The 26,484-nt window shown below is 41.7% G+C and carries 27 protein-coding genes; 13 read left to right on the forward strand and 14 right to left on the reverse strand.

Features of this window, described 5'->3' with window-relative positions:
• Nucleotide 1: 1 nt before the first annotated feature.
• Nucleotides 2-844, reverse strand: a complete 843-nt coding sequence (locus J2X69_RS15405; RefSeq protein ID WP_310105088.1) for an SDR family oxidoreductase — start codon at nt 842-844, stop codon at nt 2-4.
• 194 nt (nt 845-1,038) lie between these two features.
• Nucleotides 1,039-1,452 (reverse strand): hypothetical protein, encoded by a 414-nt coding sequence (locus J2X69_RS15410; protein WP_310105090.1) that lies wholly within the window; start codon nt 1,450-1,452, stop codon nt 1,039-1,041.
• A gap of 583 nt (nt 1,453-2,035) precedes the next feature.
• Between J2X69_RS15410 and J2X69_RS15415 the strand changes: the two genes are divergently transcribed.
• From J2X69_RS15415 to J2X69_RS15425, 3 genes are read left to right on the forward strand one after another with little or no spacing between them, the layout of a single operon-like run.
• Nucleotides 2,036-2,632, forward strand: coding sequence for a sigma-70 family RNA polymerase sigma factor (locus J2X69_RS15415; RefSeq protein ID WP_310105091.1), 597 nt, complete (start codon nt 2,036-2,038; stop codon nt 2,630-2,632).
• On the forward strand, nt 2,629-2,862 hold the full coding sequence (locus J2X69_RS15420) for a hypothetical protein (protein WP_310105093.1): 234 nt from the start codon (nt 2,629-2,631) through the stop codon (nt 2,860-2,862). Before J2X69_RS15415 ends, J2X69_RS15420 begins: the two co-directional genes overlap by 4 nt.
• Complete coding sequence (locus tag J2X69_RS15425; protein ID WP_310105094.1) at nt 2,855-3,679, forward strand: mechanosensitive ion channel family protein; 825 nt, start codon at nt 2,855-2,857, stop codon at nt 3,677-3,679. The genes J2X69_RS15420 and J2X69_RS15425 overlap by 8 nt, the downstream gene beginning before the upstream one ends.
• Before the next feature lies 1 nt (nt 3,680).
• Here J2X69_RS15425 and J2X69_RS15430 read toward each other — a convergent pair whose 3' ends face one another.
• Nucleotides 3,681-4,790, reverse strand: a complete 1,110-nt coding sequence (locus J2X69_RS15430) for a response regulator (protein ID WP_310105096.1) — start codon at nt 4,788-4,790, stop codon at nt 3,681-3,683.
• Between the two features lie 1,172 nt (nt 4,791-5,962).
• Here J2X69_RS15430 and J2X69_RS15435 point away from each other — a divergent pair.
• On the forward strand, nt 5,963-6,682 hold the full coding sequence (locus J2X69_RS15435) for a CPBP family intramembrane glutamic endopeptidase (RefSeq protein ID WP_310105097.1): 720 nt from the start codon (nt 5,963-5,965) through the stop codon (nt 6,680-6,682).
• A 110-nt stretch (nt 6,683-6,792) separates the two neighbouring features.
• Here the strand turns inward: J2X69_RS15435 and J2X69_RS15440 are convergent, their stop codons facing one another.
• Nucleotides 6,793-7,134, reverse strand: a complete 342-nt coding sequence (locus J2X69_RS15440) for a helix-turn-helix domain-containing protein (RefSeq protein ID WP_310105099.1) — start codon at nt 7,132-7,134, stop codon at nt 6,793-6,795.
• Nucleotides 7,135-7,163: 29 nt separating this feature from the next.
• Nucleotides 7,164-7,481, reverse strand: coding sequence for a type II toxin-antitoxin system HigB family toxin (locus J2X69_RS15445; RefSeq protein WP_310105101.1), 318 nt, complete (start codon nt 7,479-7,481; stop codon nt 7,164-7,166).
• 111 nt (nt 7,482-7,592) lie between these two features.
• On the opposite strand from J2X69_RS15445, the gene J2X69_RS24865 reads away from it, so the two are divergent.
• Nucleotides 7,593-7,736 carry a type II CAAX prenyl endopeptidase Rce1 family protein gene (locus tag J2X69_RS24865; RefSeq protein ID WP_409014428.1) on the forward strand — a complete coding sequence of 48 codons (144 nt, stop codon included), beginning with the start codon at nt 7,593-7,595 and terminating at the stop codon, nt 7,734-7,736.
• Between the two features lie 568 nt (nt 7,737-8,304).
• On the opposite strand, the gene folE is transcribed toward J2X69_RS24865, so the two are convergent.
• Together folE and J2X69_RS15455 are read right to left on the reverse strand one after the other, a co-directional pair.
• Nucleotides 8,305-9,009 carry a GTP cyclohydrolase I FolE gene (folE, locus tag J2X69_RS15450; RefSeq protein ID WP_310105103.1) on the reverse strand — a complete coding sequence of 235 codons (705 nt, stop codon included), beginning with the start codon at nt 9,007-9,009 and terminating at the stop codon, nt 8,305-8,307.
• A complete protein-coding gene (locus tag J2X69_RS15455) occupies nt 8,969-9,379 on the reverse strand; it encodes a 6-carboxytetrahydropterin synthase (RefSeq protein WP_310105105.1) in 411 nt (136 codons plus the stop codon). Before J2X69_RS15455 ends, folE begins: the two co-directional genes overlap by 41 nt.
• Before the next feature lie 296 nt (nt 9,380-9,675).
• Here J2X69_RS15455 and J2X69_RS15460 point away from each other — a divergent pair, with 296 nt between their 5' ends.
• On the forward strand, nt 9,676-10,365 hold the full coding sequence (locus J2X69_RS15460) for a murein L,D-transpeptidase catalytic domain family protein (protein WP_310105107.1): 690 nt from the start codon (nt 9,676-9,678) through the stop codon (nt 10,363-10,365).
• On the opposite strand, the gene J2X69_RS15465 is transcribed toward J2X69_RS15460, so the two are convergent.
• The 5 genes from J2X69_RS15465 to J2X69_RS15485 form a co-directional block, all read right to left on the reverse strand.
• Nucleotides 10,345-12,009 (reverse strand): L,D-transpeptidase family protein, encoded by a 1,665-nt coding sequence (locus J2X69_RS15465; protein WP_310105109.1) that lies wholly within the window; start codon nt 12,007-12,009, stop codon nt 10,345-10,347. The genes J2X69_RS15460 and J2X69_RS15465 overlap by 21 nt on opposite strands.
• Nucleotides 12,010-12,204: 195 nt before the next feature.
• Nucleotides 12,205-13,845, reverse strand: a complete 1,641-nt coding sequence (locus tag J2X69_RS15470) for a L,D-transpeptidase family protein (RefSeq protein WP_310105111.1) — start codon at nt 13,843-13,845, stop codon at nt 12,205-12,207.
• 10 nt (nt 13,846-13,855) lie between these two features.
• Complete coding sequence (gene kdsA / locus J2X69_RS15475; protein WP_310105114.1) at nt 13,856-14,704, reverse strand: 3-deoxy-8-phosphooctulonate synthase; 849 nt, start codon at nt 14,702-14,704, stop codon at nt 13,856-13,858.
• Complete coding sequence (locus J2X69_RS15480) at nt 14,688-15,275, reverse strand: HAD-IIIA family hydrolase (protein ID WP_310105115.1); 588 nt, start codon at nt 15,273-15,275, stop codon at nt 14,688-14,690. The genes kdsA and J2X69_RS15480 overlap by 17 nt, the downstream gene beginning before the upstream one ends.
• Entirely contained in the window at nt 15,257-16,798 is a 1,542-nt protein-coding gene (locus tag J2X69_RS15485; protein WP_310105117.1) for a bifunctional GNAT family N-acetyltransferase/carbon-nitrogen hydrolase family protein, read from the reverse strand. Before J2X69_RS15485 ends, J2X69_RS15480 begins: the two co-directional genes overlap by 19 nt.
• Nucleotides 16,799-16,964: 166 nt before the next feature.
• On the opposite strand from J2X69_RS15485, the gene J2X69_RS15490 reads away from it, so the two are divergent.
• The 5 genes from J2X69_RS15490 (at nt 16,965) to J2X69_RS15510 (ending at nt 21,243) form a co-directional block, all read left to right on the forward strand.
• The gene (locus J2X69_RS15490; protein WP_310105119.1) at nt 16,965-17,867 is read left to right on the forward strand and encodes a mechanosensitive ion channel domain-containing protein; all 903 of its coding nucleotides are present in this window, start codon (nt 16,965-16,967) and stop codon (nt 17,865-17,867) included.
• A gap of 51 nt (nt 17,868-17,918) precedes the next feature.
• Complete coding sequence (locus tag J2X69_RS15495) at nt 17,919-18,842, forward strand: DUF6089 family protein (RefSeq protein ID WP_310105120.1); 924 nt, start codon at nt 17,919-17,921, stop codon at nt 18,840-18,842.
• A 170-nt stretch (nt 18,843-19,012) separates the two neighbouring features.
• Nucleotides 19,013-19,519, forward strand: a complete 507-nt coding sequence (locus J2X69_RS15500) for a RidA family protein (protein WP_310105121.1) — start codon at nt 19,013-19,015, stop codon at nt 19,517-19,519.
• Between the two features lie 421 nt (nt 19,520-19,940).
• Entirely contained in the window at nt 19,941-20,555 is a 615-nt protein-coding gene (locus tag J2X69_RS15505) for an HPP family protein (RefSeq protein ID WP_310105123.1), read from the forward strand.
• Nucleotides 20,556-20,709: 154 nt separating this feature from the next.
• Nucleotides 20,710-21,243, forward strand: coding sequence for a GNAT family N-acetyltransferase (locus J2X69_RS15510; RefSeq protein WP_310105125.1), 534 nt, complete (start codon nt 20,710-20,712; stop codon nt 21,241-21,243).
• Between the two features lie 336 nt (nt 21,244-21,579).
• On the opposite strand, the gene J2X69_RS15515 is transcribed toward J2X69_RS15510, so the two are convergent.
• Together J2X69_RS15515 and J2X69_RS15520 are read right to left on the reverse strand one after the other, a co-directional pair.
• The gene (locus J2X69_RS15515) at nt 21,580-22,398 is read right to left on the reverse strand and encodes a ferritin-like domain-containing protein (protein WP_310105128.1); all 819 of its coding nucleotides are present in this window, start codon (nt 22,396-22,398) and stop codon (nt 21,580-21,582) included.
• Between the two features lie 25 nt (nt 22,399-22,423).
• A complete protein-coding gene (locus tag J2X69_RS15520) occupies nt 22,424-23,128 on the reverse strand; it encodes a ferritin-like domain-containing protein (protein ID WP_310105131.1) in 705 nt (234 codons plus the stop codon).
• 260 nt (nt 23,129-23,388) lie between these two features.
• On the opposite strand from J2X69_RS15520, the gene J2X69_RS15525 reads away from it, so the two are divergent.
• Nucleotides 23,389-23,523 carry a hypothetical protein gene (locus J2X69_RS15525; RefSeq protein WP_310105354.1) on the forward strand — a complete coding sequence of 45 codons (135 nt, stop codon included), beginning with the start codon at nt 23,389-23,391 and terminating at the stop codon, nt 23,521-23,523.
• Nucleotides 23,524-23,573: 50 nt separating this feature from the next.
• Complete coding sequence (locus tag J2X69_RS15530; RefSeq protein WP_310105134.1) at nt 23,574-26,429, forward strand: PVC-type heme-binding CxxCH protein; 2,856 nt, start codon at nt 23,574-23,576, stop codon at nt 26,427-26,429.
• Nucleotides 26,430-26,484: the final 55 nt, after the last annotated feature.

The following is a 26,484-nucleotide window of genomic DNA, read 5'->3' on the forward strand; positions in this document are numbered from 1 at the left end:
ATTACAGGTTCTTTACATACTCACTTAATCCTGACGGTGTTCTGCCAAGCAATTTTCCAAGTGTGTTGTCCACGAATGAAAATTCGCCTGCTTTTATTCCATTGGCCATACTTACCAATAAATCCACTACTTCCATAGGCATTTGACAGCCAATCAATTCTTCTTTAAAGATGGTGTCCGCAATATCAATGTGTTTCATGTCGGCACGTATCAGCTTTGCCAATTCGTCAAATGTATAGGCCCTGTGTCCTGTAATTTCATAGGTTTGGTTTTCGTGTGTGTTTTCAGTCAGTACATTTGCAATGGCTTCCGCTATGTCTTCCCTTGAAACAAAACTTACCTTTCCGCTTCCAGATGGATAGCGGATTTCATTTGTCTGTAAAGCATTTCCAATCAGTTCGGGGATAGCTTCCATATACATACTGTTTCTGAAAAACATGTAGGGGATTTTTGTTTTCTTTATCAGTTCTTCCGTATGGTATTGCGTTTCCGTTCCCTGAAAAATGGGGTTTGGCCAGGCTTGAACCATACTTGTATAAACGATGTGCTTTACATTGTTTTCTGCCATTGCATTTACCACATTTTTTTCCTGCTGTTTGGCTTTCTCCATATCCACCCCGACAGTAGATATTTGCAACACTTTTTCTACGTCTTCAAAGGCTTGTTTAAGCGTATTGTAATCATTGTAATCTGCCTGCCTGACAATAACGCCCTGTTCCTTAAAACTGCTTACCGTTTCAGGATTTCTGACAATGGCAACAATGTTTGTCGGTGTGACTTTCTGCAATAAAAATTGAATGGTCGCTTTTCCTAAATTTCCGTTTGCTCCCGTAATGGCTATCATAACTTTACTTTTTTTAGTGAAAAATCCAAACTATCATCTTCCAACACCCAAAAGTATCGAACGTACTTTCGTAATGGTTCTGTCGGGTATATTTGCTGATAGTTCATTTTCTTTGTCCTGTTTAGAGGGATATTCGCAAAATTACAGCTAAAGATGAGGTCAGGCAGATAAATTCCACTCCTCCTTTTGCTACTCTACCATGAACCCTTGATATAGACTGAATAGATGGAAATATTACTTTCTCTCTGCATTTTGTTGGAATACCTGAAGTAAACCACATCGGCACCCGCAGTATACTGCTCCGAGAAATGAAACCTTCTCAACATCTCGGGCTTGATATGCTGATACCGGGGCAGTAAATGATGCTCCTCCAGAACCACTACCCTGTCAATCCAATAGGTCTTTAGGTGGATTTCATTCTCAGGATCCAGCATGGGATATAGGTAATCGTATAACGGCTGTTCCCATCGATCGGGTAGCGCCCTCTGGCCTATCATCCATTTATATAGAGACTTCCCGCTTATACCCAGCTCATCCTCTATCGCCGATATCCGTAAAAAATGCCTGTGCATTACCAAAAACTGTCTGGCCAGTGAGTCTGCTATCATATAATTGGATCAATCTTCCAAAGAAAGGCATAGTGAAGGGAAAATAAAACATCTCTCCAAAAGTCTATCCTCTCCCCGAGAAACATACCAAAATCCCCTCTCCCGAAGTAGTAAGATCACGGTGTTAGTCAACCCTCCTCTCTCGGCTTATTGAATTTATCGTGATGACTGAGTGGGATTTGTAATTCCATCCTCATTATCCTTACCAATTTGCAATTGGCTTTCCCCACCCCTCCACAAGCTCGTCCAACCCTGCATGCTTCGTTATCGGAACAGGTTAGCCACGAATCCTAATGCAAAGTCTGGGTTAAATTCATTAATTTATGGGCAGCCAACAGCCAATATGTTCGGATAGTTTGAAAATCCATTTATGAACTTGTACTTTCTACGCTTAAAATAGGCAGACCTACCTGACAATTATTTCTAAACTGTAGCCTCTGTGAAAACTTCCGTGCCCAGCGTGTTTAAAAATGACTTTCGGAAAAAAAAATACACTATGTTGTGACTTTTCTCTTAAACCCGTGTCAAACACAGGAAGAAAACCCGAACTCGTCTTAAAATCAATCAAGGATTATAGTATCGAATGAAAGCCTCACCAGAACATGATAAACAAGAGCTACAGCGGGTCTCTTCTTTATCGGACGAAGCGCTTGTGAGGCTAATTGTGGAGACAAGAGAGTCTTCGTATTATGGTATTTTATATGACAGATATGCCGACAAAATCTATAACAGATGCCTAAGGTTCATACCGATGAAGGCGGAAGCGCAGGATTTGACTCATGACTTATTTATTAAGCTTTACTACAAGCTGAAATCTTATGAAGGCCGATCTTCATTTTCTACCTGGCTGTATAGTTTCACCTACAACTTCTGTCTGAACCATATTAACAGAAAGCATAAAGTAAAGCAGGAAAAAGAACAGGCACTCCATGAGCAGATGGAGATAGAAGAGAAGGAAATCGATGATAGTGAGATTTTAGCGCTGAAAGCTGAAAAGTTGAAAGTTGCACTTGATTTGATTGATCCTAATGAAAAACTGATACTGCTGATGAAGTATCAGGATGAATTCTCAGTTAAAGAAATAGCTGAATCCCTCCAACTTGGAGAATCGGCTGTCAAAATGAGAATAAACCGTGCTAAAAAGAAAGTATTGGAAAAATACAATAATTTGGGCAAGTGAAAAATCCGTTTAAAGAAATACTGGAACACGACCAATTGCCCGAAATTATCAAAAACAGGGTAATGAAGGATGTTAATCTGATCAATCTGACGATCGATCTGGCGGATCTATTTTTGGTCAAAAACCCCGGGATATTCAAGACGGTATTTGATAATGAGTCCGACTCTAAACAGGAAGAGAGCAAAAGCGCTGAACACAAAAAAGATTTAAACAACACAAAAGATGAATGATCTAGTGGAAAATATGCAAGCCAGCTACGGAGTATTTGAAAATTTGTTCTACCAAATGCAGGCATTCTTACCTAGCCTGATTGGCTTTATTGTATTTCTTCTTTTTGCATGGCTGCTGTACAAACTCAGTATATGGCTCATAACCAGAATATTAAAATCCATTAAACTGGATCAGTTTTTCCAAAAAAACTTTCCGGGAATTGAATCTTGGAGATTCAAGGTCAATCCCTCCGCTATAATCCTTGCATTTATTAAAATAACCCTGTTGCTGATTTTTGTGGTACTGGGCTCTGAGATACTGGGTTTGCCGGTGCTTTCACAGGAATTAGGAAAACTCCTTAATTTTCTCCCTAGATTGTTGGTAGCAGTAGCGCTGCTTTTCATAGGTTTTAATATTTCAGGAGCAGCAAGAAATCTGATCTTCAATGTGTTCAGCTCTTTTGGATTGGCCGGAGCCAAATTGACATCGACTATTGCCGGCTATTTAATCCTCTTTATCATCACACTGATTGCCATTGAGCTGGTCGGTATAGATACAAGTATTATCACCGACAATCTGTCCCTCCTTCTGGGAGCCATTCTTCTGTGTATCACTCTGGCTGTGGGATTAGGCTCTGTGGAGCTTGTAAAGAGAATACTTTTTGGTTTTTACTTCAAGAAAAATTTCCAGATTGGACAGATCATCGAGTTCGACAACATCCATGGAAAAATCATAAAAATGGACAATATCAACATTGTCTTACAGCGTACCGAAGGTAAGCTGGTGGTCCCTATCAAAGACCTGATCGATGCGCGGGTAAGTATTGTAGAAAACTAGCTTAGCTATATTCTCTACACAACTCAAAATTCAAAGCTTCCCTGAGTTCATGAAGTGTAAATGGTTTGGGTAATACAGTGAAGATCCCCAGTCTAGTCAGCTCCCTGTCTGAATCTCTCAGCTCTTCTCCGGTTACCAATATTATTTTCATGTAGGGATACTCCTTCTTGAGATTTCTACTTAGAGAAATCCCATCCAGATCAGGAAGATTCACATCCATTAGGACGATTGGATAGTTGTTGGTTTTTAGCAGGCCAATTGCACGCTCAGAGTTCTCAGCTGTATCACAGAATATCCCCAGTTTGTCCAACTGCTTACGTACGACTATCCTATTGATGACATAATCATCGACTACAAGAACCTTCCTCCCAGGGACGTTGACTTGGCTGATTTCAGCTTTTGGCCGGACACCGGATTCCAGTTCAAACTCCAAACTAAAGGAAAAGACAGACCCTAGCCCATTTTTACTTTTTAGGTAGATTTCGCTATCCATACTGTGGAGAAGTTTTCTGGTAATGACCAGACCAAGTCCTGAGCCAGCCTGCTTCTCAGCTTTAGGGCTGGGAATTTGAACAAAATCCTTAAACAGTTTATCCTGATCATCGCTGCTTATTCCACAGCCGGAATCTTTGACCACAAAGTGAACCTTCACTTTCCCTTCAACTGATTTTTGCAAATAGACAGACAGTTTCACAAACCCAAACTCTGTGAATTTCACCGCATTGGTAATCAGGTTAGTTAGAATTTGAGTCAGTTTAGTAGCTGATCCCACCACCATAGCCGGCACATGAGAGTCAACTTCCAAAATAAAAGAAAGACCATTTTTTTTGCAAAGAAGAGAATACTGGGCAGTGAGATCTTTCAGCAAATCATGGATATCAAAAAGCGCATTCCTTTCCAAAGATCCATATTCTTCTTTCCTTTCAAGCAGATAATTGTTCAGGAGATTTTTTAGATGCGTAGCAGAATTATGAATGATGTTTACCAAGTCTTGCTGCTCGTCAGTCTCGCTGTCTTTAAGCAATTCAGAACTACCGATGACTATATTCAGAGAATTTCTGATCTCGTGCGACAACTCATCATACAGCCTATAGCTTTCTGTTTTTATCATAATGGGTTAAAATCTAGTCGGTCAATATAGGTTTGCTAAGAATTTCTAAAAGGTTGGGATCATTTTTACAAACAACTTGAAATGAATTTGCGTTAGCTCTTCATCAACACTTTACTCTTTTAGTCCCAGTTTTTTGACCAGGGGATATGGATAAAATCCCTGCCAAAAAAAAAGAAAAAGGGGCTCCATTTGTTACTTGTCATTTTAGCTTCGGAACAAAAACTAGCTGACTTCATCGATTAGAAACCGGAATTCAGAGAAAGTCACACGCTCAGTCTTTTTTTTTGCGATAATTAAAGTAGGGATTTGAAGCATCATAGGCCCTTTTAACCGTATTTTAAATAAACATTTATCCGTACAGGGCAGTCATTCCAGGCTGAAATCACCCAAGAAGCTTCTTGGAAGTCCCTCCTTGTCATTTGCAAACATTTCCCTCCAGTCCAGTTACAACCTTCTGGTGTACCATGTTGAAAACGACTTCATTAAATCGAATTATAGGCATGAATTTCCCCATTGTGTAGGTAAAGAAGCGAGTTTAAGCTGAAACCCATATTTTTCGTTGCCCAGATTCTTCAGAAGCTGGGCAATGAAGCTCCACTATTCTTTGTGCCTCTTGTGGTTCAAAAAAAACACCACCTACATTCAAGCCTCCTGACTTGGACCTGTTGAATATGGGCAACTCTATGTTTGCTATGCTTCTATGTGGTTCAAAAAAATGATCAATTTTCAAACTCAATGGTCAAAGAAAAGCCAGCCTTGGTGGACTTTGTGGTTAAAAAAAATCTTAATCCAATGGTACAGCTCCCACAAAAGCCTGTTTCTTTGCCATAAAATCAGTCCAGATTCCGGAGAAGCAGGACAACTAGAATCTCCTACTCTTTGCGCTTTTCTTGGTGCCCTTTGTGGTTAAAAAAACCTAAATCCAATAGGATGGCTCCCATAAAACCTTATTCCCTCCCTGCTGTTCAAGCCATTCAGGCTTACATAAACCTTAAAAATCTTCATTCTTCCACGGGTTTTACCAGAGGCTATTGATGGTTTGACCGCGTTGCGGTCTTTGTCATGAAAATCAAAAATATTTTCCTCATCCCAAATCCTCTTGAGGGAAATATTAATTTGGCACTGGCAGAATCCCTTGAGCTTAAACATATGGCGAAACTATTACAAGAGTGATGATAAGAGTTATAGCAGAAAACTTACTTCAATTGGCAATTGTGTTTCCAATTATTATCCTCATGTTGAAAGACAGAAATTTGGAAACACTGAAAATTTTATCAGCATTTGCCATCTTCTATCTTTTGAATGCAGTCTTGTTAAATCTGCCATTTGTATACTCTGAAACAAGAATCATCAATGGACATTGGAATTGGTCAGGTAAACTTTATGCCATTTTAGGTTCCTTAGTTTTCTTATCGCTTTACAGAAAATTCCCATTGTCGGATTACTTTTTAACGCTTCGACAGAATAAGAAATTCTTCATTAGAGGCGTTTTCATCCTAAGCTCGATTTTGCTGATCAATAGTATAGCGGCTTTCTCTTCTGCTACTGAAGCATTAAATATAGAAACCCTCTTATTTCAATTTTCAATGCCGGGAATCGATGAGGAAATTGCATACCGTGGGATAATGCTAGGGCTATTGCTTAAGGTTTTGAAAAGTAATTCCTTGATTTTAAATCCATCTGTTTGGATCACTGCACTATTATTTGGAATGGCACATGGGCTTTTTCTATCAAAAGATTTTGATGTGATATTTAAATTTCAACCATTTTTTTTGTCATTTCTTTATGGCTTGGTTTGGGGTTGGATTACAATTAAAAGTGGCAGCATTCTACTTGCTTTGATTTCCCATAATTTGGCAAATGGGGTAGGAAATCTAATTAGAATGAGATAAAAGATCGCATAAAATGTATAGGGGACCGTCCAGCTTCTGGAGAAGCAGGAAAACGAAGCAGCTTTTGCGCTCTCCGCGTAACCCTCTGTGCCCTCTGTGGTTAAAAAAAATCAGGAACTGTGGAGAAAAACTTCAGCAGGAATACTGAAGAATTTTTTAAGTTTTTGGGCCATTTTCAGCGTGATATCACGCTTTCCGGACAACACGGCCGATACATGGCCTTTGCTACCAATAATTGGCTCTAGGTCTTTTGCCTTGATTCCCATTTCTTGCATTTTGTACTTGATGACTTCTAGCGGATCGAGTTCCGGAAGCTTATAATGTTTATCATCATAATCTTTAACCAACACTAATAAAAGTTCAAGCTCATCACTTTCAAGCGTATTTGGCTCAGCATGGAATATTTCCATCAATCTTTTCGAAGCTTTATTATAGTCTTTTTCGCTTTTCAAAACTTTCCAATTCATATCCATAATTTGAGTTAATTTAAGATTGTCGGGTCAAAATCAATTTTGCTTACCTCTATTTTATCATATTCTTTGTGAGTTCCAAACCACAAAACATAACACGCTTTCTGCAAAAAATTCAGTGAAACTACCAGCCGAAAATCATTGCCTTTAATATTGAAAACCACTCTATTATTACTAACGATGCTTGCATTTCCATAAACCTGTTTTAGTTCATTGAAATTTGAAAATTCTCTTTTTGAAAATTCATTATACCAAATCAAAAGTTGAGTCGAAGCCATCGGATACTTTTGAGTATAATATAAGATGGTCTTCTTTATAAGAATTCTCATTGATCAAAGGTATTAAAAAGTTGTCAAATTGCAAACTTTATTAATAAACTCTCCACACCCTCTACAATCTTGCTGGCTTCTTTGATTTAGCGATTGATAACCTTTTAGCAGATATTTAAATTTCAGCCATTTTTCTGGTCATTTCTTTATGGCTTGATTTGGGGTTGGATTACAATTAAAAGTGGTAGCATTCTACTTGCTTTGATTTCCCATAATTTGTCAAATGGGATAGGGAATCTAATTAGAATGAGATAAAAGATCGCATAAAATGTATAGGGGACCGTCCAGCTTCTGGAGAAGCAGGACAACGAAGCAAAAGTCGTGCGTGACACTCACTACGGCAAAGAACTAGGTTTTTCCGTGCTCTTTGCGCATTTCATTGTGTCCTTTTGTGGTTCAAAAAAATACACCACCTAATTCAAGCCTCCCTGACTTGGACCTGTTGAAATACGGGCAACTCTATGTTTGCTATGTTTCTATGTGGTTCAAAAAAATGATCAATTTTCAGATTCAATGGTCAAGGAAAAGCCAACTCTAACCTTTGTGCTCCTGGGTGGACTCTTTGTGGTTAAAAAAAATCTTAATCCAATGGTACAGCTCCCACAAAAGCCTGTTTCTTTGCCATAAATTAGTCCAGCTTCTGGAGAAGCAGAACAACGAAGCATAAGTCGTGCGTGGGACACTCACGACGGCAAAGAGCTAGGTTTTTCCGTGCTCTTTGCGTATTTCTTTGTGACTCTTTGCGGTTAAAAATGTGCCCTTTGTGGTTAAAAAAAAGCCGGACTTTTCAGACCGGCTTTAGTATTGGTTTTAGTTTTCAGGATTACTTATCCATGCTGATGTACTGCATGAATTCATTTCGTGATTGCTCGTCTTTCTCAAATTTCCCCGAGTAAAAAGAGGTTACCGTAGAACTCTGCGTATCCTTCACTCCTCTGGAACTTACACACATATGATAAGCATCAATAATTACTGCCACATCATCTGTTCCCAGAGCCTCCTTCAGCTCATTTCCGATCTGCATAGTCAACCTCTCCTGCACCTGAGGGCGCTGGGAGAAATACTGGACAATTCTGTTGATTTTTGAAAGACCGATTACGTGTCCATTGGAAATATAAGCCACATGGGCTTTGCCATAAATCGGCACAAAATGGTGCTCACAGTGGGAATGCACGGTGATATCTTTCTCCACCAGCATCTCATTATATTTGTATTTATTTTCGAACAGCTTTGCTACCGGCTTATTCTTTGGATTCAATCCACTGAACACTTCCTTCACATACATCTTTGCTACACGATGCGGTGTACCTTTGAGACTGTCATCTGTGAGATCCAAACCCATAATGTGCATGATCTCTCTGAAGTGCTTCTCGATCAACTCGACCTTGAGGTCATCGTCCATCTCAAAAGCATCTTCTCTAAGAGGTGTCTCCAAGGAAGTCCCGACGTGCTCCTCACCGATTTCCTCGAATGAAGCGCGGGCAATTTTAATTCCCATCGTATTCAACAAAGTTTCTTTCTGTTTCATAAAGTCGAATTGTTAACTCGAATTTTCGATCAATTTTTTCCCTTAAAATATTCCAAATAACCACTGCAATGTTCTCAGCGGTTGGGTTAAGTTCTTTGAATTCATCGGTATCCAGGTTTAAATTTTTGTGATCTAATTTTCTTAACACATGCTCCTTGATCAGCTCACTGAGCACTTTCATATCATATACATAGCCGGTTTTCGGATCCATGTCTCCTCTCAGCTTCACTACCAATTCATAGTTGTGACCATGAAAATGAGGGTTATTACACTTTCCAAAAACAGCTTGATTCTCTTCATCCGACCATTCAGAATTATGAAGGCGATGCGCTGCGTTGAAATGTTCTTTTCTGTAAACTGATACTTTCATGGATTGCTGAAACAGCGGTTTTTCTGTTTTTGTTTGAATTATTTTCCCATTTGTCTGTTAACCTACTTGAAGTAGCCTGACCTACAGTGGAATAATTTTGGGAACGCAAAATTACAGAATAATAATTGGTTCCAAAATCAAAGTCCTAACTCATCATGCCAAGAACCGAGAAAGCCGGTGAGAAGGTTCCCTGAAAAATTTCACTACTTTTATGAGCAAAATCATAAGAGTCTGACTTCAAGTTCGTTTGAACTCACAGGATATACTCCTAAATTTGCAAAACCACCCAACTGCTTATGCTTTCACAAACCATTGCGATTACCTTTCTATTGTTTATAGGAATTTTCCCACATCCCGATTTCAAAAAGAACACCTCCAATCTCACCGCTTCCATCGATCCGGTCTCCGGCATATATGAAGGTTTGCATAGTCCAAACGGAGTCCTTCCTTCCAAAGAAGTTTTTACTTTAGCCATTCAGGGATGGAATAAGATGAAAGGCAATCTTAAATCAAAAGTGCTGACTGTAATTGATTTTAGCCTCCCCTCCACAGCCAAAAGAATGTGGGTCATAGACCCTGAAAAGGGTGAAATCCTTTTAAATTCAGTAGTCTCTCATGGGCGTAATTCGGGAGACTTGATGGCAAGTGCTTTCTCCAATCAACCGGAGTCTTTCAAGAGCAGCTTGGGCTTTTATACAACTGCAGAAACCTACTCCGGAAAACACGGTTACTCCCTTCGATTGGATGGTCTTGAAAAAGGCTTCAACGACCAGGCAAGAAACCGCGCGATAGTAATTCATGGAGCAGATTATGCGAAAGAGGAATTTGCCAAAACAGTGGGAAGATTGGGAAGAAGCTTAGGCTGTCCCGCACTTCCAAGTGAACTTTCTGCCGAAGCTATCGACTTGATCAAAGACGGTTCTTTGCTTTTCATCTTTGGAAATGACGACGATTACCTCACTAAATCAAGTCTGATCAAGGCTTGATTTAGTAGTTCTCAGCGCTTCTAGAAGAGCCTGATCTCTTTCGTATACATCAGATCTAAAATTGGCCTTGCCGCTCTTATCTGCCCAGAAAGTCATGTAAATCAAGACCACAGGTATTTTTCTATCCAGTTCCACCACTTTTTCTTTGTCCTGATGCATGGCTTCCTGAATCTTCTCCTCGTCCCAAGACTTATCATTCAGTAAGATTTTGGCAAATTGATCCGGGTTTTGGATTCTTATACATCCATGGCTAAGTGCTCTGGATTCCCGGTCAAAAAGACCTCTTGCCGGCGTATCGTGGATGTAAATATTGTATTCGTTCGGAAACATGAATTTCACCAAACCTAAGGAATTATCCCCTCCGGGTTTCTGTCTCACACGATATGGAAAATCATCTCCATTTTTACTCCAGTCCACATTTTTCGCATTGACAGGCTCTCCGGCATTCGTAACTACCTCCATGTTTTTTTCTGCCAAATAACCTTTATTCTTCCTGATTGCAGGAATAATTTCACTTGTGGTGATAGAAGGCGGGATATTCCAATATGGGCTAAATACAATATAACTCATCGGTGCTGTGAAAGTCGGTGATTCATTGTATTCCTTTCCCACAATCACTTTTGCTGAAAACACTGTATCCGACTTATCCATATAATCCAGCTGATAGTTGGCAATATTGACAAGCACCATCTCCTGATCCCAATCTATTTTCGGCATCCAGCGAAGACGTTCCATATTGACGGAAGCTATATCTATCAGATTTTGGGGAGATTTATTAAGTGACTCAGCGACCAAGGAACCGATTACTCCGTCAGGATTCATCCCGTTTGCCTCTTGGTATTTTCGAAGTCCCTCAATCATAGTGGAATCAAAAAGATTGGGATCCTCCGGTTCATACGTTTTCAGAAAACCCCAAAAGATTAGGCGCTTTCGTAAAGCGGGAATTGCGGCATGCTTCTCTCCAACTTCGATGGCTCCTTCCACTGACTCAAGGTCCCAAGTAAGCGTGTCATTTTCTAGTATTTCATACAGTTCTCTGATCGCATCTCTTCCCTGAGCATACAATTCTGAACTTGGATATAAATTTGCAAAGGTCTTGCCCACGGAAGCTCCATTTGCCACCTCTTCCAGCAGTGAAGCGTAATCTACATCTGTTTCTTTCTCTTCAAACTTCCAGCTGGAATCCAAAGTCGAGGGATTCACTTTTCCCTTTTCCAAATCATGGGCAAGCATGAAAAAACTATCGGTAAGCAACAGCTCCAACGTGACTTTTTGATCAGACGAGAGGTTTCTGAACTTCTTGTCCTCTTTTTCCGGATTAGAAGAAAGTTTGTAAATCCGGGAGAGATTATAATCCCCGGGCTGCAATCCATCGTATTTGGAATCCTCTATCTGAGCGAGCAATTGCTTTCCAGAATTGGAAAGTGCGTCGTTAAATAGCCAGGTTTCCAAATAATCTCTGCCTGCATAAAATTGTCGGATTTCCTTTATATGGTCTGAATTGGCTAAAACACCACTTGTCTCTCCTTCTAGATTTCGGCGCAGTTCATCAGTCAAATCTGATCTCCGCTGATTGAAAAACCAGATCAATCCCAATGCTATAACTAAAACTACGGCAATGGGGATAATTATTTTCTTGTTCATAAAAGGCGTTTTGTATCAGCCTATATTAGTCAAAATCCGTACGCACTAAACGCTTCAAACAGAAAACTGATTATATGCAACACAAGATGTTTACAGTCATAGACTTAAGGAATGATCATGCAACAGATTTATAAACACACTTCCGGACAACGGGTCAACCTTTGCCCGATCCGGGGATTCAGTTGATTTGATTGTCTATCGGCGAAGCGCTTCCAGTACTTCCTTATCTCTGTCATAGATATCCTGTCTGAAATGACCTTGCCCCTTTGTGTCTGCCCAGAAAGTCAGGTAAAGCAACACAACAGGAATTTTACGGTTAAGTGTCACGATCTGTTCTCTGCTCTGATGCATAGCCTGATTGATTTTTTCAGTAGTCCACTTCCCGTCATCCTTGAGAAGTAATGCGGCAAAATCCGCAGGATTCTGGATACGGATACAGCCATGACTTAGGGCCCGGTCTTCTCTGGTAAAAAGACTTCTGCTGGGCGTATCGTGAATGTAAACACTGTACTCGTTAGGAAACATAAATTTCACCAAACCCAAAGAATTATGAGCTCCCGGTTTCTGGCGGATCATATACGGGATAGACTTCCCGCTCCAATTCACAGAGCCGGGATCCACAGGTTTGCCGGAGAAAGTCACTACCTCCATATTTTTTTGGTCAAGGTAATTTGGGTTTTTCCGAACTGCCGGCATCACTTCATTTCGTACAATGGAAGTAGGCAAATTCCAGTAAGGACTAAACACGATGTAACTCATCGCTGAAGAAAAAATCGGGGATGCATGATATTTCGTACCCACTATTACCCGCGTCGAGAACAGCGTGTCCCTGTTGCTGAGGTAATCCAATTGATAGTTGGCAATATTGACCACAATCATCTCAGCGCCCCGTAAGGTGTCTGGCAACCAGCGGAGGCGTTCCATATTCACAGCCGCTCTATCTATCAGGTCAGCAGGAGATTGATTCAGTGCATTGATAGTATTTTTGCCTAAAGCTCCGTCAGGTTCCATCCCATTTCTCTGCTGGAAATTTTGAACCGCTGCAAACATGGTCGAGTCATATTCCTTCTCGTCTGTATAGGCATAAGGTTGGAGGTATTTCCAAAATGCCAGGCGCTCCCGCAGATTGGGTATGCCCCCATTTGTCTCACCGACTTTGATGGTTTTCGAGATTTTGACTGCCTTCCAGTTGAGTGTATCCTGCTTTTGGATTTCATCCATTGCGCGGATCACCTCACGCCCTTTTTTGTAGATAGATATCGTCGGATAAAGCGTCTCAAGAGACTGTCTGATCTGCTGTCTGTCCAGTGCTGCTTCTAGTAGCTCATTGTAAGAAACCTTGGACGTTTTCGCAATGATATGCCAATTCCCGGTGAGATTATCAGGGTTCACCTTGCCTAATTCAAGATGTGCTGCCAGATGGAAAAACGCGTCGGACAACAACAGATCCACGTCTGCCTGATCATCCAATGCATTTGGAATAGACTGCTTCTTATTTGACTCGAATTGTGTGAAAAACTCATCAATCAGATCCAAGTGGTAATCTTGGGGATTGAGCCCATCAAACTTGCTTTGAATTATTTCAAAACGAAGCTCGTATGCCAGTTCAGTTAGCACACCATGTTGGATCCATGCCGGTTTAAATATACGGTTGGTGTAAAACTGATGAATTTCACCCTTCGCAAAAAGTTCATGCCTTCGCACGTTTAGAGGAACATCAGGCTGGTCTAGCTCTAGTCTTAATCTAATATTATCAGATAGGCCGCTGCTTTGGGCAAAACAAAAAAGCCCCGGAGCAAGACTCAGGAGCATTAATAGTAACAATCGCTTATACATTATAAAATAGTTATTCAACTTCAAAATCCTGATATTTTCTCCCCAGCACCCAGGCTTCTTTTAGCATCTCTAAGAACTGTCCCATCTTATGAAGTGGAATCAGATTTGGCCCATCGCTAAGTGCTTTGGAAGGATCAGGATGTGTTTCTATAAAGAAACCGTCAATACCGGTAGCGGCTGCCGCCCGTGCCAAAATCGGGGCGAATTCCCGCTGACCTCCACTGCTTCCTCCCTGTCCTCCGGGCTGTTGGACAGAGTGGGTAATATCAAACACGACCGGTGCAAACTGACGCATAATAGGAAGTCCTCTCATATCCACCACCAAGTTGTGATATCCTAAAGAAAAACCTCTCTCTGTAAGACACACATTCTCGTTACCTGTTGATCTCACTTTGCTCACTGCATACTGCATGTCTTCGGGTGCCATAAATTGGCCGCGTTTGATTTTGACAGCTTTTCCGCTCTCGCCTGCAGCTAAAAGCAAATCCGTCTGCCTACTAAGAAATGCAGGAATCTGCAAGACATCCACCACTTCTGCCACATCCTTCACCTGATAGCTTTCGTGAATATCAGTCACCAAAGGCACGTTGAGTACATTGCCTACGCGCTGCAAAACTTCCAGAGATTTGTCCATTCCTATGCTTCGAAATGATCCTGATGAGGTACGGTTGGCTTTGTCAAAGGAAGCTTTGAACACATAAGAAAATCCATGCTGCTCCGCCCATTCTTTGACTTTGGTGCCTATCTCCAAACAAATATCATAGCTCTCTACGGCACAGGGTCCGGCAAATAAAACAGGCTTTTCTTCTCCCAAAATCACCGAATCCGTGATACGCATGGGTTTATTGTTTTTTATCATCTTCTTTCTGGGATAATGTTTCAATTAATGGGACAAGTTGGGCATTGGAATGTAAAAGCAAATCTCCTACTTCTCTGAAAACTCCTTCCCCACCCTTAAACCGTGAAACATAGTGTGCTATAGGCTTCACATACTCCAAAGCATCGTTTGATACCACAGCCAGTCCGACCCGGGCTAAGATAGGAAGATCAATCAGGTCATCACCGATGTAAGCGACTTCTTCAGCTTGAAGTTCCAGCGTTTCCAAGACTTCATTGAACTTTTTGCCCTTATTTTTCACACCATGATAATGAAAATCAAACTTGAGTTCCTCGCATCGGTTCTGTACCACATAGGACTCCCTCCCGGTAATTGCTCCGACCATCAAGCCGCTCTTTCGTAAGTGATAGACGATCAATCCGTCTTTTACACTGAACTTCTTAAATTCCAGTTTATTATCGTCGTAGATAATACCTCCATCCGTCATCACTCCATCTATGTCAGTGATGATCAGTTTTATTTTGGCTGCTCTTTCCCACACATCTTCTGTGATATGCGCGAAGTAGTCAGCGACTATTTTTTCTGTTTCCATTGAATTGAATAAAGATCGAGCCTTCTCTGCTCTAGATTTCGTACACTTCCGGCTTTTCGCTGCTTAGTCAAAAGATCCAGATCCACATCGGCTACGATGATTGTTTCTTCATTTTCTGAAGCCATCGCCACTACGGCGTCATGGGGAAAAGAGAAATCTGATGGAGAATAAATCGCTGCCTGAGAATATTGAATATCCATATTCTCCACTTTGGGAAGGTTACCTACCGAACCGGTAATCGCCACATAACATTCATTTTCTATTGCACGGGACTTCGCACAGGTATTTACCCGAAGGAAAGCATTCTTGGTATCCGTCCAAAACGGCACAAACAAAATGTCCATTTCCTGCTCAGCCAGAATTCTGCCAAGTTCAGGGAATTCTATGTCGTAACAGATCAAAATGCCTATCCGTCCTGCATCCGTATCGAAAACATTGATCCCATTCCCTCCCTGAAGACCCCAATAGGAAGCCTCATCGGGCGTGATGTGGAGTTTATACTGCTTATCCTGGGTACCGTCTCTTCTACAGAGGTAACTCACATTTCTGAGCTTTTTCCCATCATACTCGGGCATGGAACCTGCCACTATATTCAGGTTGTAGGAAACTGCCAGATCACTCATGCGGCTCACAATCTCATCAGTATAATCTGCCAGGTTACGGATTGCTTCCGAAGCATCCATATCATTGAATTCTGCCAAGAGAGGTGCATTGAAGAATTCCGGAAGAAGGCAGAAATCTGATTTGTAACCTGAAACTGTATCCACAAAGAACTCCACCTGTTGCATAAGATCATCCACATTGGAGAATCTACGCATCTTCCATTGCACCAAGCCCAAGCGGACAATAGACTTTTTATTACCTATTAGTTTTTCGTCCTTTTCATAGTAGATATTGATCCATTCCAGAAGTGTGGCATAAGCCCTGGAGTCCGTATCAGATGGCAAATACTTGGTGATCACCTTCCTTACATGAAATTCATTGGCAAGCTGAAAGGATAGCACCGAGTCAAATATCTCTTTGTTTTTAACCAAATCGATGTATTTCCGGGGTGTCATTTCATCCGCATAATTGGTGTAACCCGGGATCCTACCTCCGGCGATGATGGAGCGGAGGTTAAGATTTTCGCAAAGTTCCTTTCGCACATCATACAACCTTCGTCCCAAGCGCATTCCTCTGTAGTCGATATGTACAAAGACATCTGTACCATACAGCGTGTCTCCATTTATGTCGTGGGTGTCGAATTTGCCAAAGCCCGTGATCTGATCGTAGGTGTGATTATCCCCAAACTTATTGTAATCCACCACCAAACTCAACGCAGCCGCTACGACCTTACCGTTGTCCTCGATGGCGATTTGTCCTTCAGGAAAGGCTTTAAGCTGATTTTTCAGCTCTTCTTTGGTCCAGGCTCCACCTTGGTTTTTGTAAATGGAAACCATGATTTCCCGGATATCATCGTAGTCCGAAAGTTTTATATTTCTAAGCTTTAGCCTATGCTCCAGCTCTTCTTTTTGCTTGCTCATGGTTCAAAATTAGCCAAAATCAATTAATTATTTCTATTGACTCCTTTCTTAAGAAAAGAAAGAGAACAATGGATAAAATAGCATGTTACCGAAGAATTATATTACTTTAAAAAAGCTATTCAGAATAGTTTGAGGATAGAAAAACAGAAATGAACGCACTAACCAAATGCAGCAGGACATAAAAGAGGTAGCTGAACAAAAGGCTCAAAGTTTTATTGAATGGATACAGGAAATATTCAGTTTTAGCCTGATCAGTTTAGGCGATTCAAAGCTGACTGTGGGCATAATCCTTACGTTGATTATCTCATTTGTAATTCTGTTTATTGTCACTGAGTGGATACGTAGATTACTGGTTTACAAGATATTAATCAGATATCAGATCGACTCCGGAACACGGGCATCTATCGGCATGATCGTGAAGTACGTCCTGATTTTGGCCGGCGTGTTTTCCATCTTACAGACCAACGGAGTTGACTTAAGTGCATTTGGTATTCTGGCAGGAGCATTGGGTGTAGGTATAGGCTTTGGTCTGCAAAACATTACCAACAACTTTATCTCCGGACTTATTATTCTTTTTGAGCAGCCGATCAAAATAGGAGACCGTATCGAAGTGGGTGATGTCACAGGGGATGTGATCAGGATTTCAGCCCGATCTACTACCATTGTCACCAATGACAATATCACTATAATCGTCCCAAACAGTCAGTTTATAGACAGTCCTGTAATCAACTGGTCGCATAATGACAGAAATATCCGGTTCAATTTCTCCGTGGGAGTAGCCTATAAAGAAAATCCCGAGAAGGTCAAAAGCATACTTATTGAAGTTGCAAATGAAAATAAAGGGGTGCTTCAGACTCCTGCACCCGATGTGCTTTTCGATAGCTATGGTGACGATAGAATCAATTTCATTCTGCGTGTGTGGTCATCTGAATACATCAACCGCCCAAAAGTGCTGAAAAGTCAACTATACTACGCCATTTTTAAAAAATTCGAGGAGCACAATATTGAAATTCCCTTTCCGCAACGGGATCTGCACATTAAATCAGGATTTGAAAAATTAAAAAATTAGGTTAACTTACACTGGGAGGTTGGATCCGGAAAAATCATGCGAAGGCAAACTATGAAAAAGATATTCTTCACTTTTCTTTTCCTTGCCTCTTTGCCGGTCTATTCTCAGAGCTTTGATCGCTTTCAGTATGAAGAAGCTTGGTCTTTTTCTGTAAGTGCAGGAGCGACTCAGTATTTCGGTGAATTGTATTCTTTTTGGAAATATAATGAGGGAATACAGCCTGAATGGAACGCCAACATCGCTGCGCATTACACATTTGGGACACATCTAAGAGCCCGCGCGGATTTCTCATACATTAAAATGTCCGGACAGGATCCTCCTTCAGATCCACGGGCCAACAGAATCCCAAGAAACCTTCATTTCAGAGCTAAGAACTGGGAAGTGACTGCTATGCTTGAGTACTATTGGTCTCCGGTAAAAGTTCCCAACATTCATCGATCTTCATGGAACCCTTATATTTTTGCCGGAGTGGGAATGTCCACAAACAACCCCAAGGCTCAGCTGGATGGCCGGTGGGTGGATCTAAGACCTCTTAAGCTGGAAAACAATCCGTACAATCGAAATGTCGTGGTTTTCCCAATGGGCTTGGGCTTAAAGTATAAGCTGAATGTGTATATGGATTTGACATTGGAGGGGAATTATCGCTTTACTATGACAGATTACTTGGACGATATTTCCGCCTATAATATCAGTGAATTCTACCTTGATCTGGTAGATGATTATGTCACTGGCAATAATCCCGACCGCCTAAGATTAGCTGTCAGAAACCCCAATTTCTTAGATGACAATGGCTTGCCCGATGTGGACAAAATCCTGAGAAATGGCGGAAGAATACGCCGCGGCTCAGGTCTCAAGCACCGGTACGATGGCTACATGACCGTAAATCTGGGCGTGGAAATTTATCTTGCTCCGGACATTTGGGACAATTTCTTCTTCCGAAACCGGGTAAATGAGAAGGCTTTCCGATTCTGGTAATTGAAGTGGATTTGAAATCTCAAATCTGAAAATTCAAATCCCCAGATTCAATTCCATTTTAATATCACATCTGCAATATTTCTATCTTGTCCATAAGAACAACTTTGAAGTTCGAGCCTAAAAGTAAAAAGAATGCCTTAGCTTAGAACTACAAAAAACCACACTTTCTTATGAAACTTATAAAACTCCTTCCTGTACTGGCACTTTTTTGTTTCCCTTTTTTGGCACACTCGCAAACTCCTGAACAACAATTGGAAAAACTTGGAGTGACTCTTCCTGAGGTCGGAATACCTATAGCCAATTATGTAAAATGGAGACAAGTCGGTAACCTGCTGTATTTATCAGGAACAGGACCGAAAGTATTTGGAAAGATCGGCGATGATTTGACTGAAGAAGAAGGTTATCATGCTGCAAGGGAGACCGGTATAGAAATCATTGCAGTGCTGAAAGCGGCCACGGGCGATTTAAGCAAGATCAAACAATTTGTGAAAGTATTGGGAATGGTTAATTCCGTTCCGGATTTCACCAAGCAACCTGCCGTAATCAATGGATTTTCGGATCTGATGGTAGAAGTGTTCGGTGACAAAGGCAAACATGCCCGCTCGGCTGTAGGTGTAGCTGCATTGCCCAATAATATGGCTGTGGAGATTGAGGTAATTGTGGAGCTGGTAGATTGATATGGAGGTAAAATACTGCTGAAATAAACCTTTAAACCCACTCCACCATTTCTCCACAAACCTGCAATCCGTTCATTTATAGCAACTTGCTATATCAATATATGCTAAGCTTGTAATCCGTTAAAATGACCCAATCTAAGCGCTATGAAAACACAGCAGATGAAGGTGGCGATGCCAATACACCATGGCATACGTTCAGCCTGATGGTTAAAAAATAAAAGAACTGGAAAAGGAGTAAAACCGGAACAATCCCATCTAACCCAAAAACCAACAATTGGCTGATATTTATCAGATTTTTATCAAATTCGTAGAATATTTCTGATAATTTTGCCTGAAACCACATCAAAACATCCTGATTTTGGAATTTTTGAGGTGGTTTTTTCAATTTTAATCAAAAATCAATTTTTCGATTTTCATCCGGATGAAGAAGCAAATCCGACGGGGGATCCGCGTTTCCCGTTACGTCTTTTACAAGGAAACACTCATTGATGCCAAAGAGCACTTTTGGTCCTTTCTGGGAGCCTTTGTGGGGATCGGACTAATCACCTATTTCCACAGCAATACCTTAAATGGATACGAAAACCTGTTTTTGATTGGCTCTTTCGGCGCTTCCAGTGTGTTGGTGTATGGACTTATAGGAAGCCCTTTGGCTCAGCCGAGAAATCTCGTGGGTGGACATGTGGTCTCTGCGCTAGTCGGAGTTACTATAAATCTAATCTTCCCAGATACCCTGTGGATTGCAGCGCCGCTGGCCGTCGCATTCTCTATAGTATTGATGCAGATGACACGAACACTTCATCCTCCAGGCGGTGCTACAGCTCTGATAGCCGTGATAGGATCTGAAAAAGTGAAAGAGTTGGGCTATATGTATGTTGTTTCACCTGTATTGACAGGTTCCTTGATTTTACTGGTGGTTGCGCTGGTATTCAATAACATTACCTCACACAGGAAATACCCGTCACATCGTCCTTTCAAGAGAACTTTAAAATCACTGGGGAAGAAGAGGTTTATAAGGAAAAGGCTCGGTGGAATTTAGCGTGAGAAAAACCTAGTATGGTATCTTCAAGTAATCGGGTAGCTATTTATACTACAACTTTTCGGAAAAGCATTATTTCACTTTATTATCTCAGAGCAAAAAGAGATTCTGAACAAAATCAGTGTTTTTTTTCTCCAAACCCATAAATTCAGCCATGAATTCACCTTACCTATTCCAGAGTCAGCGGCTTGGGTTCCGTACTTGGCTCCCCTCTGATTTACCGGCTTTTTCCGAAATGAATGCGGATGAAGAGACCATGACTTTCTTTCAGCATCCATTGTCGGAAAGGGAGTCGCAAACTATGCTGGAAAGAATGAATAAACTCTTTGAAGAGCGTGGTCATTGTTATTTCGCCGTTGACTTATTGGAGAGCCAAGAGTTCTTGGGTATGATAGGTTTGGGCACAAAATCATTCAAAGCCAGCTTCACGCCCTGTGTAGATATAGGATGGAGAATCAGAAAGGAATTTTGGAATCAAGGCTATGCCAGTGAAGGAGCTAAGAAATGCCTTGATTTTGCCACAGAACTCGGCATTAAAGAAGTCTATTCGCTGGCATCTTCAGAGAATCTAGCTTCAATCCGTGTGATGCAAAAAATAGGAATGGAATACGAATATGATTTCGAGCATCCAGATCTATTGGAACACCCTAGATTACAGCCTTGTAGCTTATATAAAATTGAGCTTTGACTTCAAAATCGACGGTTAACTTTTCCAAAGTTTAGAACTTTGGAAAAGTTTGTATTTCAAATGTAGATCAAACTTTGGGCTAAGAAATTATTGAAATTTAAAAGAAAAACAATCGAAGTCCAGCTTCCGGAGAAGCAGGACAACAAGCGCCAAAGACCGGCTGTACCAATTCACATTCTTTATTTTACAAGAGACCTGTGTCTTCTGCGTAAAGCTCAGCGTCCTCCTATGTTAGCAAAAGATTAAAAAATCTCTGCGGTTATCTTTATACAAAAAAAGATGCCATCCCTAAACAGAGATGACATCTAACCACTCAACCCCAACTACTAACCCTCACTAGGCAAGGAAAAGAGAAGCAATTCCCAACACTTGTTCTTTGCTAAGCGGCTCATCCCATCCTTCGGCTACTGCACCCGCATCTATTCCGGTCAAATTAACGACATTAACACCCCCATGCGTGACGTTGTCTTCTCCCGCATAAATAGGCTGCGTTGCAGCAGGAAGAGTTCCGATTGAGGCATTGGTAATCCAACCCTTCACATCATCCTGTCCTTTCTTAGTTCTTAATCTTCTTACCATGGAAGCATGTCTTGCCTCCACAGAATGTATGGCAAGCGCTGCAGTCAAGACCACGCCATTTTCCATTACATTTCCTGCTTGTCCTTTATATGCCCTTACTCCCGTATCTTCAAATGCTTGGGAAAGTGCCAAAAACGTAGGATAATCACTGAATGGCATAAAGTTGCCGCCTGCAGTAAAATCAAAATCAGGCTCCGGTACAGGAGTACCCATCAATACGTTTGCTATCACTTCTTTCAGAAAATCCACATGTGCCAATTCGTGATCTCTGATTTTGGTGAAGATTGCCAAATCTGCATTATCAATCACGCCTGCTTCTATACCCATCTGATAATACCTATACTCCAGATGCTCCAAGGTTAAGGCAAAATTCAATACCCCGATTAAACTTGCAGTATCTGCCTTCGCCACTTTAGGTAAAGCTGACAGAATTCCAAGTGGTACAGCCGCCATAGCTACTTTCTTACTCATGTCTCCAAACTGGCGAAAAGCCTCTCTTCTGGAAAAAAATAGATCTTTCTCTTCCGGGCTATTGGTATCCGGGCACATTTTATCTAGCAATTTCAATAAGTTCATGTCTTTGTTGTTTAAAAGTGATGGATTATGATGGCAACTGACTGAAGTCAATCGGTGTGGTTACAAATGAGCTGGCAGCTGTCAATACCTCTGTGAAGTTCAGTGTACGCTCAAGTCCATTTGCATCTATTAAATCGTCTCCTGCAAAATCAGCAGTGCCCGGATTGATCAAATCCCTTATAGCAGCAGCATGTCTGGCTTCCACAGAGACAATTTTCCCTGCAATAAGCAAGTAATCAACACTTTCAATAAACTGACCCGCGCCATTATAGGCAGCAACTCCCAGATCCTCAAAGGTCTTCGCAGCCATCAAAACTGATGTTCTGCTGCTAAAATCAATAGAGCTAAAATCAACTTCCAAATCAGCGATTGCAGCATTTCCCAGAGCCGCTTTGAAAAACTCCCTGTGCGCTCTCTCGTGCTTCTCCAAATCTCCCATGATGGTCTTCTCTTCCGCACTCGCATTGGCAAAGTAGCTTCCCTGCATTACGGTAGCATAGAAGGCTGCCTCCAGTTGCTCCAAAGCATAGGCATAATTCAAAATTCCTATATCTCCTGAACCCAGCATTACACCTTCTCCGCCTGGCTTTGGCCCCCTATCTTCTATATCGTCATTACAGCCCACCATGATTAATCCCGCGGCAGCTACCGAGAGTGATCCCATCTTGAGGAACTGTCTGCGATTAGCATTTTTCACCAATCCCTTTGGCTTAATTAGTTCATTTTTCATTTTCTGAGTGTTTAGGTTAATAATCCGGTTATGGTTTTGTTAAAATGGTAATATCCGGTACCGTAGTTGATCGATCAGGCACTTTGCATTCAATTACGAAGGCGTACTCCAAACCGGATTTAGCAAACCCCAAAGTATTTTGGGATAAATCAAAAATGGATTAGTATTTTGAACTTGAGGATGTTGCGCCTCCGGAGAAAAGCAGTGAGATTTGCCCCCTTTTCTATTCCTGACTTCTCTTCAACAAAAAATCTAAATTCATGAAATCACTTCTTACGGAAAAAGACTCTTCCATCCCGCAGTCAGGCTTGATAGGACTGCAAATTCACGGAGGAGGAAAAGCTCTGGTAGCATTTAAGGATATTTTTATTGAAGAACTGCTTCAAAAAGAATAGCTTATAGGTTGATTTTAGAATTATTTCATTTACCAGTAAACCCAAATGCCATGATCAAAAACTGGATGATACTAGTATCCTGTGTGATTCTATGCTCAAATTCTTTCTATTCATTCGCCTCTGCCAGTCTCCCTCCCGACCCGGTAGAGGACATAGAGTTCAAATTACAGGCTACCATGCTTGGGTATTTTGCCCCTGATGGCACCAGAAATCCTACACTGCAGGCAAGAAAGGGGGATCGGGTGACCATCACCATCACAAACGGTGAGATCATGACACATGATATCGCCATGGAAAAGCTCGGTATCAAAAGTGAAACCATCTTGGAAAAAGGATCCACGACAAGTATCACATTCATTGCGGTGGATGATGACACTTATTTCTGCTCCATTCCCGGACATAGAGCCGCAGGAATGGTAGGGGAATTTGAACTTATAAAAGAAGATGAAACCAAAACCAAGCTAGTAGGGATCATCCCGGAGAAAGATGGGAAGCCATTGAACTTAAACTTCGAAACAGGCACACTTCAAGACTGGACTGCTTCAGGAGATGCATTTGCAAACCCCATCTTCAATTCAGATCCCTCTCCCGTTCACAGTAAAGAAGATAAGATAAACTTTACAGGCGAGAATTTCCTAAGCAGTGGAGGCACAGAAAACTACAAACTAACGGGGACACTTACTTCTGTACCTTTTAAGGTAACTCAGCCCTTTGCGAGTTTTTTGGTTTCGGGAGGAGCTCTGGCCGATACCCGGGTTGAATTGGTTTTGGAAGAAACAGGAGAAGTAATCTACAAATCTACTGGCCAAGGTAGAGCTACACTGCAGCCGGTGGTGGTGGATTTGAGTTCGTATGTAGCGCAATCCGTTTTTATACGAATCATTGACAAAGAAACCGGAATCTCCGAAATTCCTTACGTAGCACATGACCGATGGGCACACATCAATTTTGATGATTTCATGTTTTATGCAAGCCGCCCGTCCTTTCCCAATGAATTAAAACAGGAAGACATCATCATTCTGCCCCCACTGGATCCTGTGCTAAATTCCGGCCTTTCAGGAATTGAAGCAGCCAAAGCTATGACACTGCCTGAAGGGTTTACCATTACGCTCGCCGCAGCCGAACCCGATATTATCAGACCGATCAGTTTCACGCTTGATTCACGGGGAAGACTCTGGGTGGTGGAGGGTCACACCTACCCCACTCCGGCACCTGAAGGTGAAGGAAAAGATAGAATTTTGATTTTCGAAGATACGGACGGTGATGGTTCGTTGGATTCCAGAAAAGTATTTACCGAAGGGCTTAATCTTGTAAGTGGAATCGAAGTCGGAATGGGTGGAGTGTGGCTGGGAGCGGCCCCTTATCTTTTGTTTATTCCTGCCGACTTTGAAAAGGACAAGCCTACAGGCCCACCTGTAAAATTATTGGATGGCTGGGGAACGCACGATACGCATGAAGTACTCAACAATCTGAGATGGGGTCCTGATGGATGGCTGTATGGCACACATGGTATTTTCACTCATTCCAATGTGGGCAAACCCGGCGCTTCCGATACGGAGCGGACCAAAATTAATGCAGGCGTTTGGAGGTATCATCCTACAAGGCATGAATTTGAAGTGTTTGCCGAAGGAAGCAGTAACCCCTGGGGCATTGATTTCAATAACTATGGACATCCGTTTATCACGGTGTGCGTGATCCCACACATGTACCATGTCATCCAAGGTGCCCGCTACCAAAGGCAGGATGGAGATCACTTTAATCCATATACCTACGATGACATCAAGACCATCGCGGATCATGTGCACTGGGTGGGAGATCGGGGACCTCATGCCGGCAACTTCCGCTCAGCATCTGCGGGAGGAGGACATGCGCATGCAGGCGCTATGATTTACCTAGGAGGAGACACCTGGCCGGAGATGTACAGCGGCAATATTTTCATGAATAATATCAACGGCTCTAGATTAAATATTGATCAACTCAACAGGGAAGGTTCAGGCTATGTGGCTACACATCAGGATGACTTCATGGCAATGAACGATTCTTGGTCCCAATGGCTCAACTTTAAATACGGACCTGACGGTTCTGTATTCGCCATCGACTGGTATGATCAGAATCAGTGTCATAGCCCAAACCCGGACGTGCATGACAAATCTTTAGGCAGGATTTTTAAAATTTCCCATGAAAATGATCAATGGGTCAAGGTTGATTTATCCAATGCAAGCAGCATAGCGCTTGCCAACTACCAAACTCATAAAAACGAATGGTATGCCCGGAACGCACGAACCCTCCTGCAAGAGCGGGGCATGCCACAGCAAGCCAAAGCAGTTTTGGAAGATATCCTGACGAATAATCCTGAGACTACAAACAGGTTGCGCGCTTTATGGACTCTTCATGTGACAAATACACTTTCAAAAGAAGTCTTGAATAACTTAATGAGGGATTCCGATGAATACATCAGAAGCTGGGCTATACAGCTTGAAGTAGAAGACAGAATCGTGTCAGAAGAGACATTGGCACAATTCACTTCCATGGCAAAAAATGATACTTCTGCTCTAGTAAGACTGTATCTTACCTCTGCCATGCTTCGATTAGAACCGGAAAAACGCTGGGAAGTAATGGATGCTTTGGTTCAACGACAAGAGGATCTGGATGATCACAATATGCCGCTGATGCTCTGGTATGCCGTGGAGCCTTTGGTCAGTATTGATGCTGACCGCGCTTTGGCCTTGGCAGAAAAAGCTGCAAATCCCTTGATTTTGAAATATACGGTGCAGAAACTCAGTGAGCTCTCTACTCCGGAAGGGACTTCGGCCTTGAGGAAACTCAAGAACTCCCTAGACGATTCTGATTCACACCACAATCATGAATTGAAAATGCAACTGTTCAAAATCACGTTGCCCTTTTAAAAAGCCATCTTTCTAAAAACAAGAACTATGAATTTCAAATTTCTTAAGCTTTCCG

Source organism: Algoriphagus sp. 4150 (assembly GCF_031457395.1).
Taxonomy (GTDB): domain Bacteria; phylum Bacteroidota; class Bacteroidia; order Cytophagales; family Cyclobacteriaceae; genus Algoriphagus.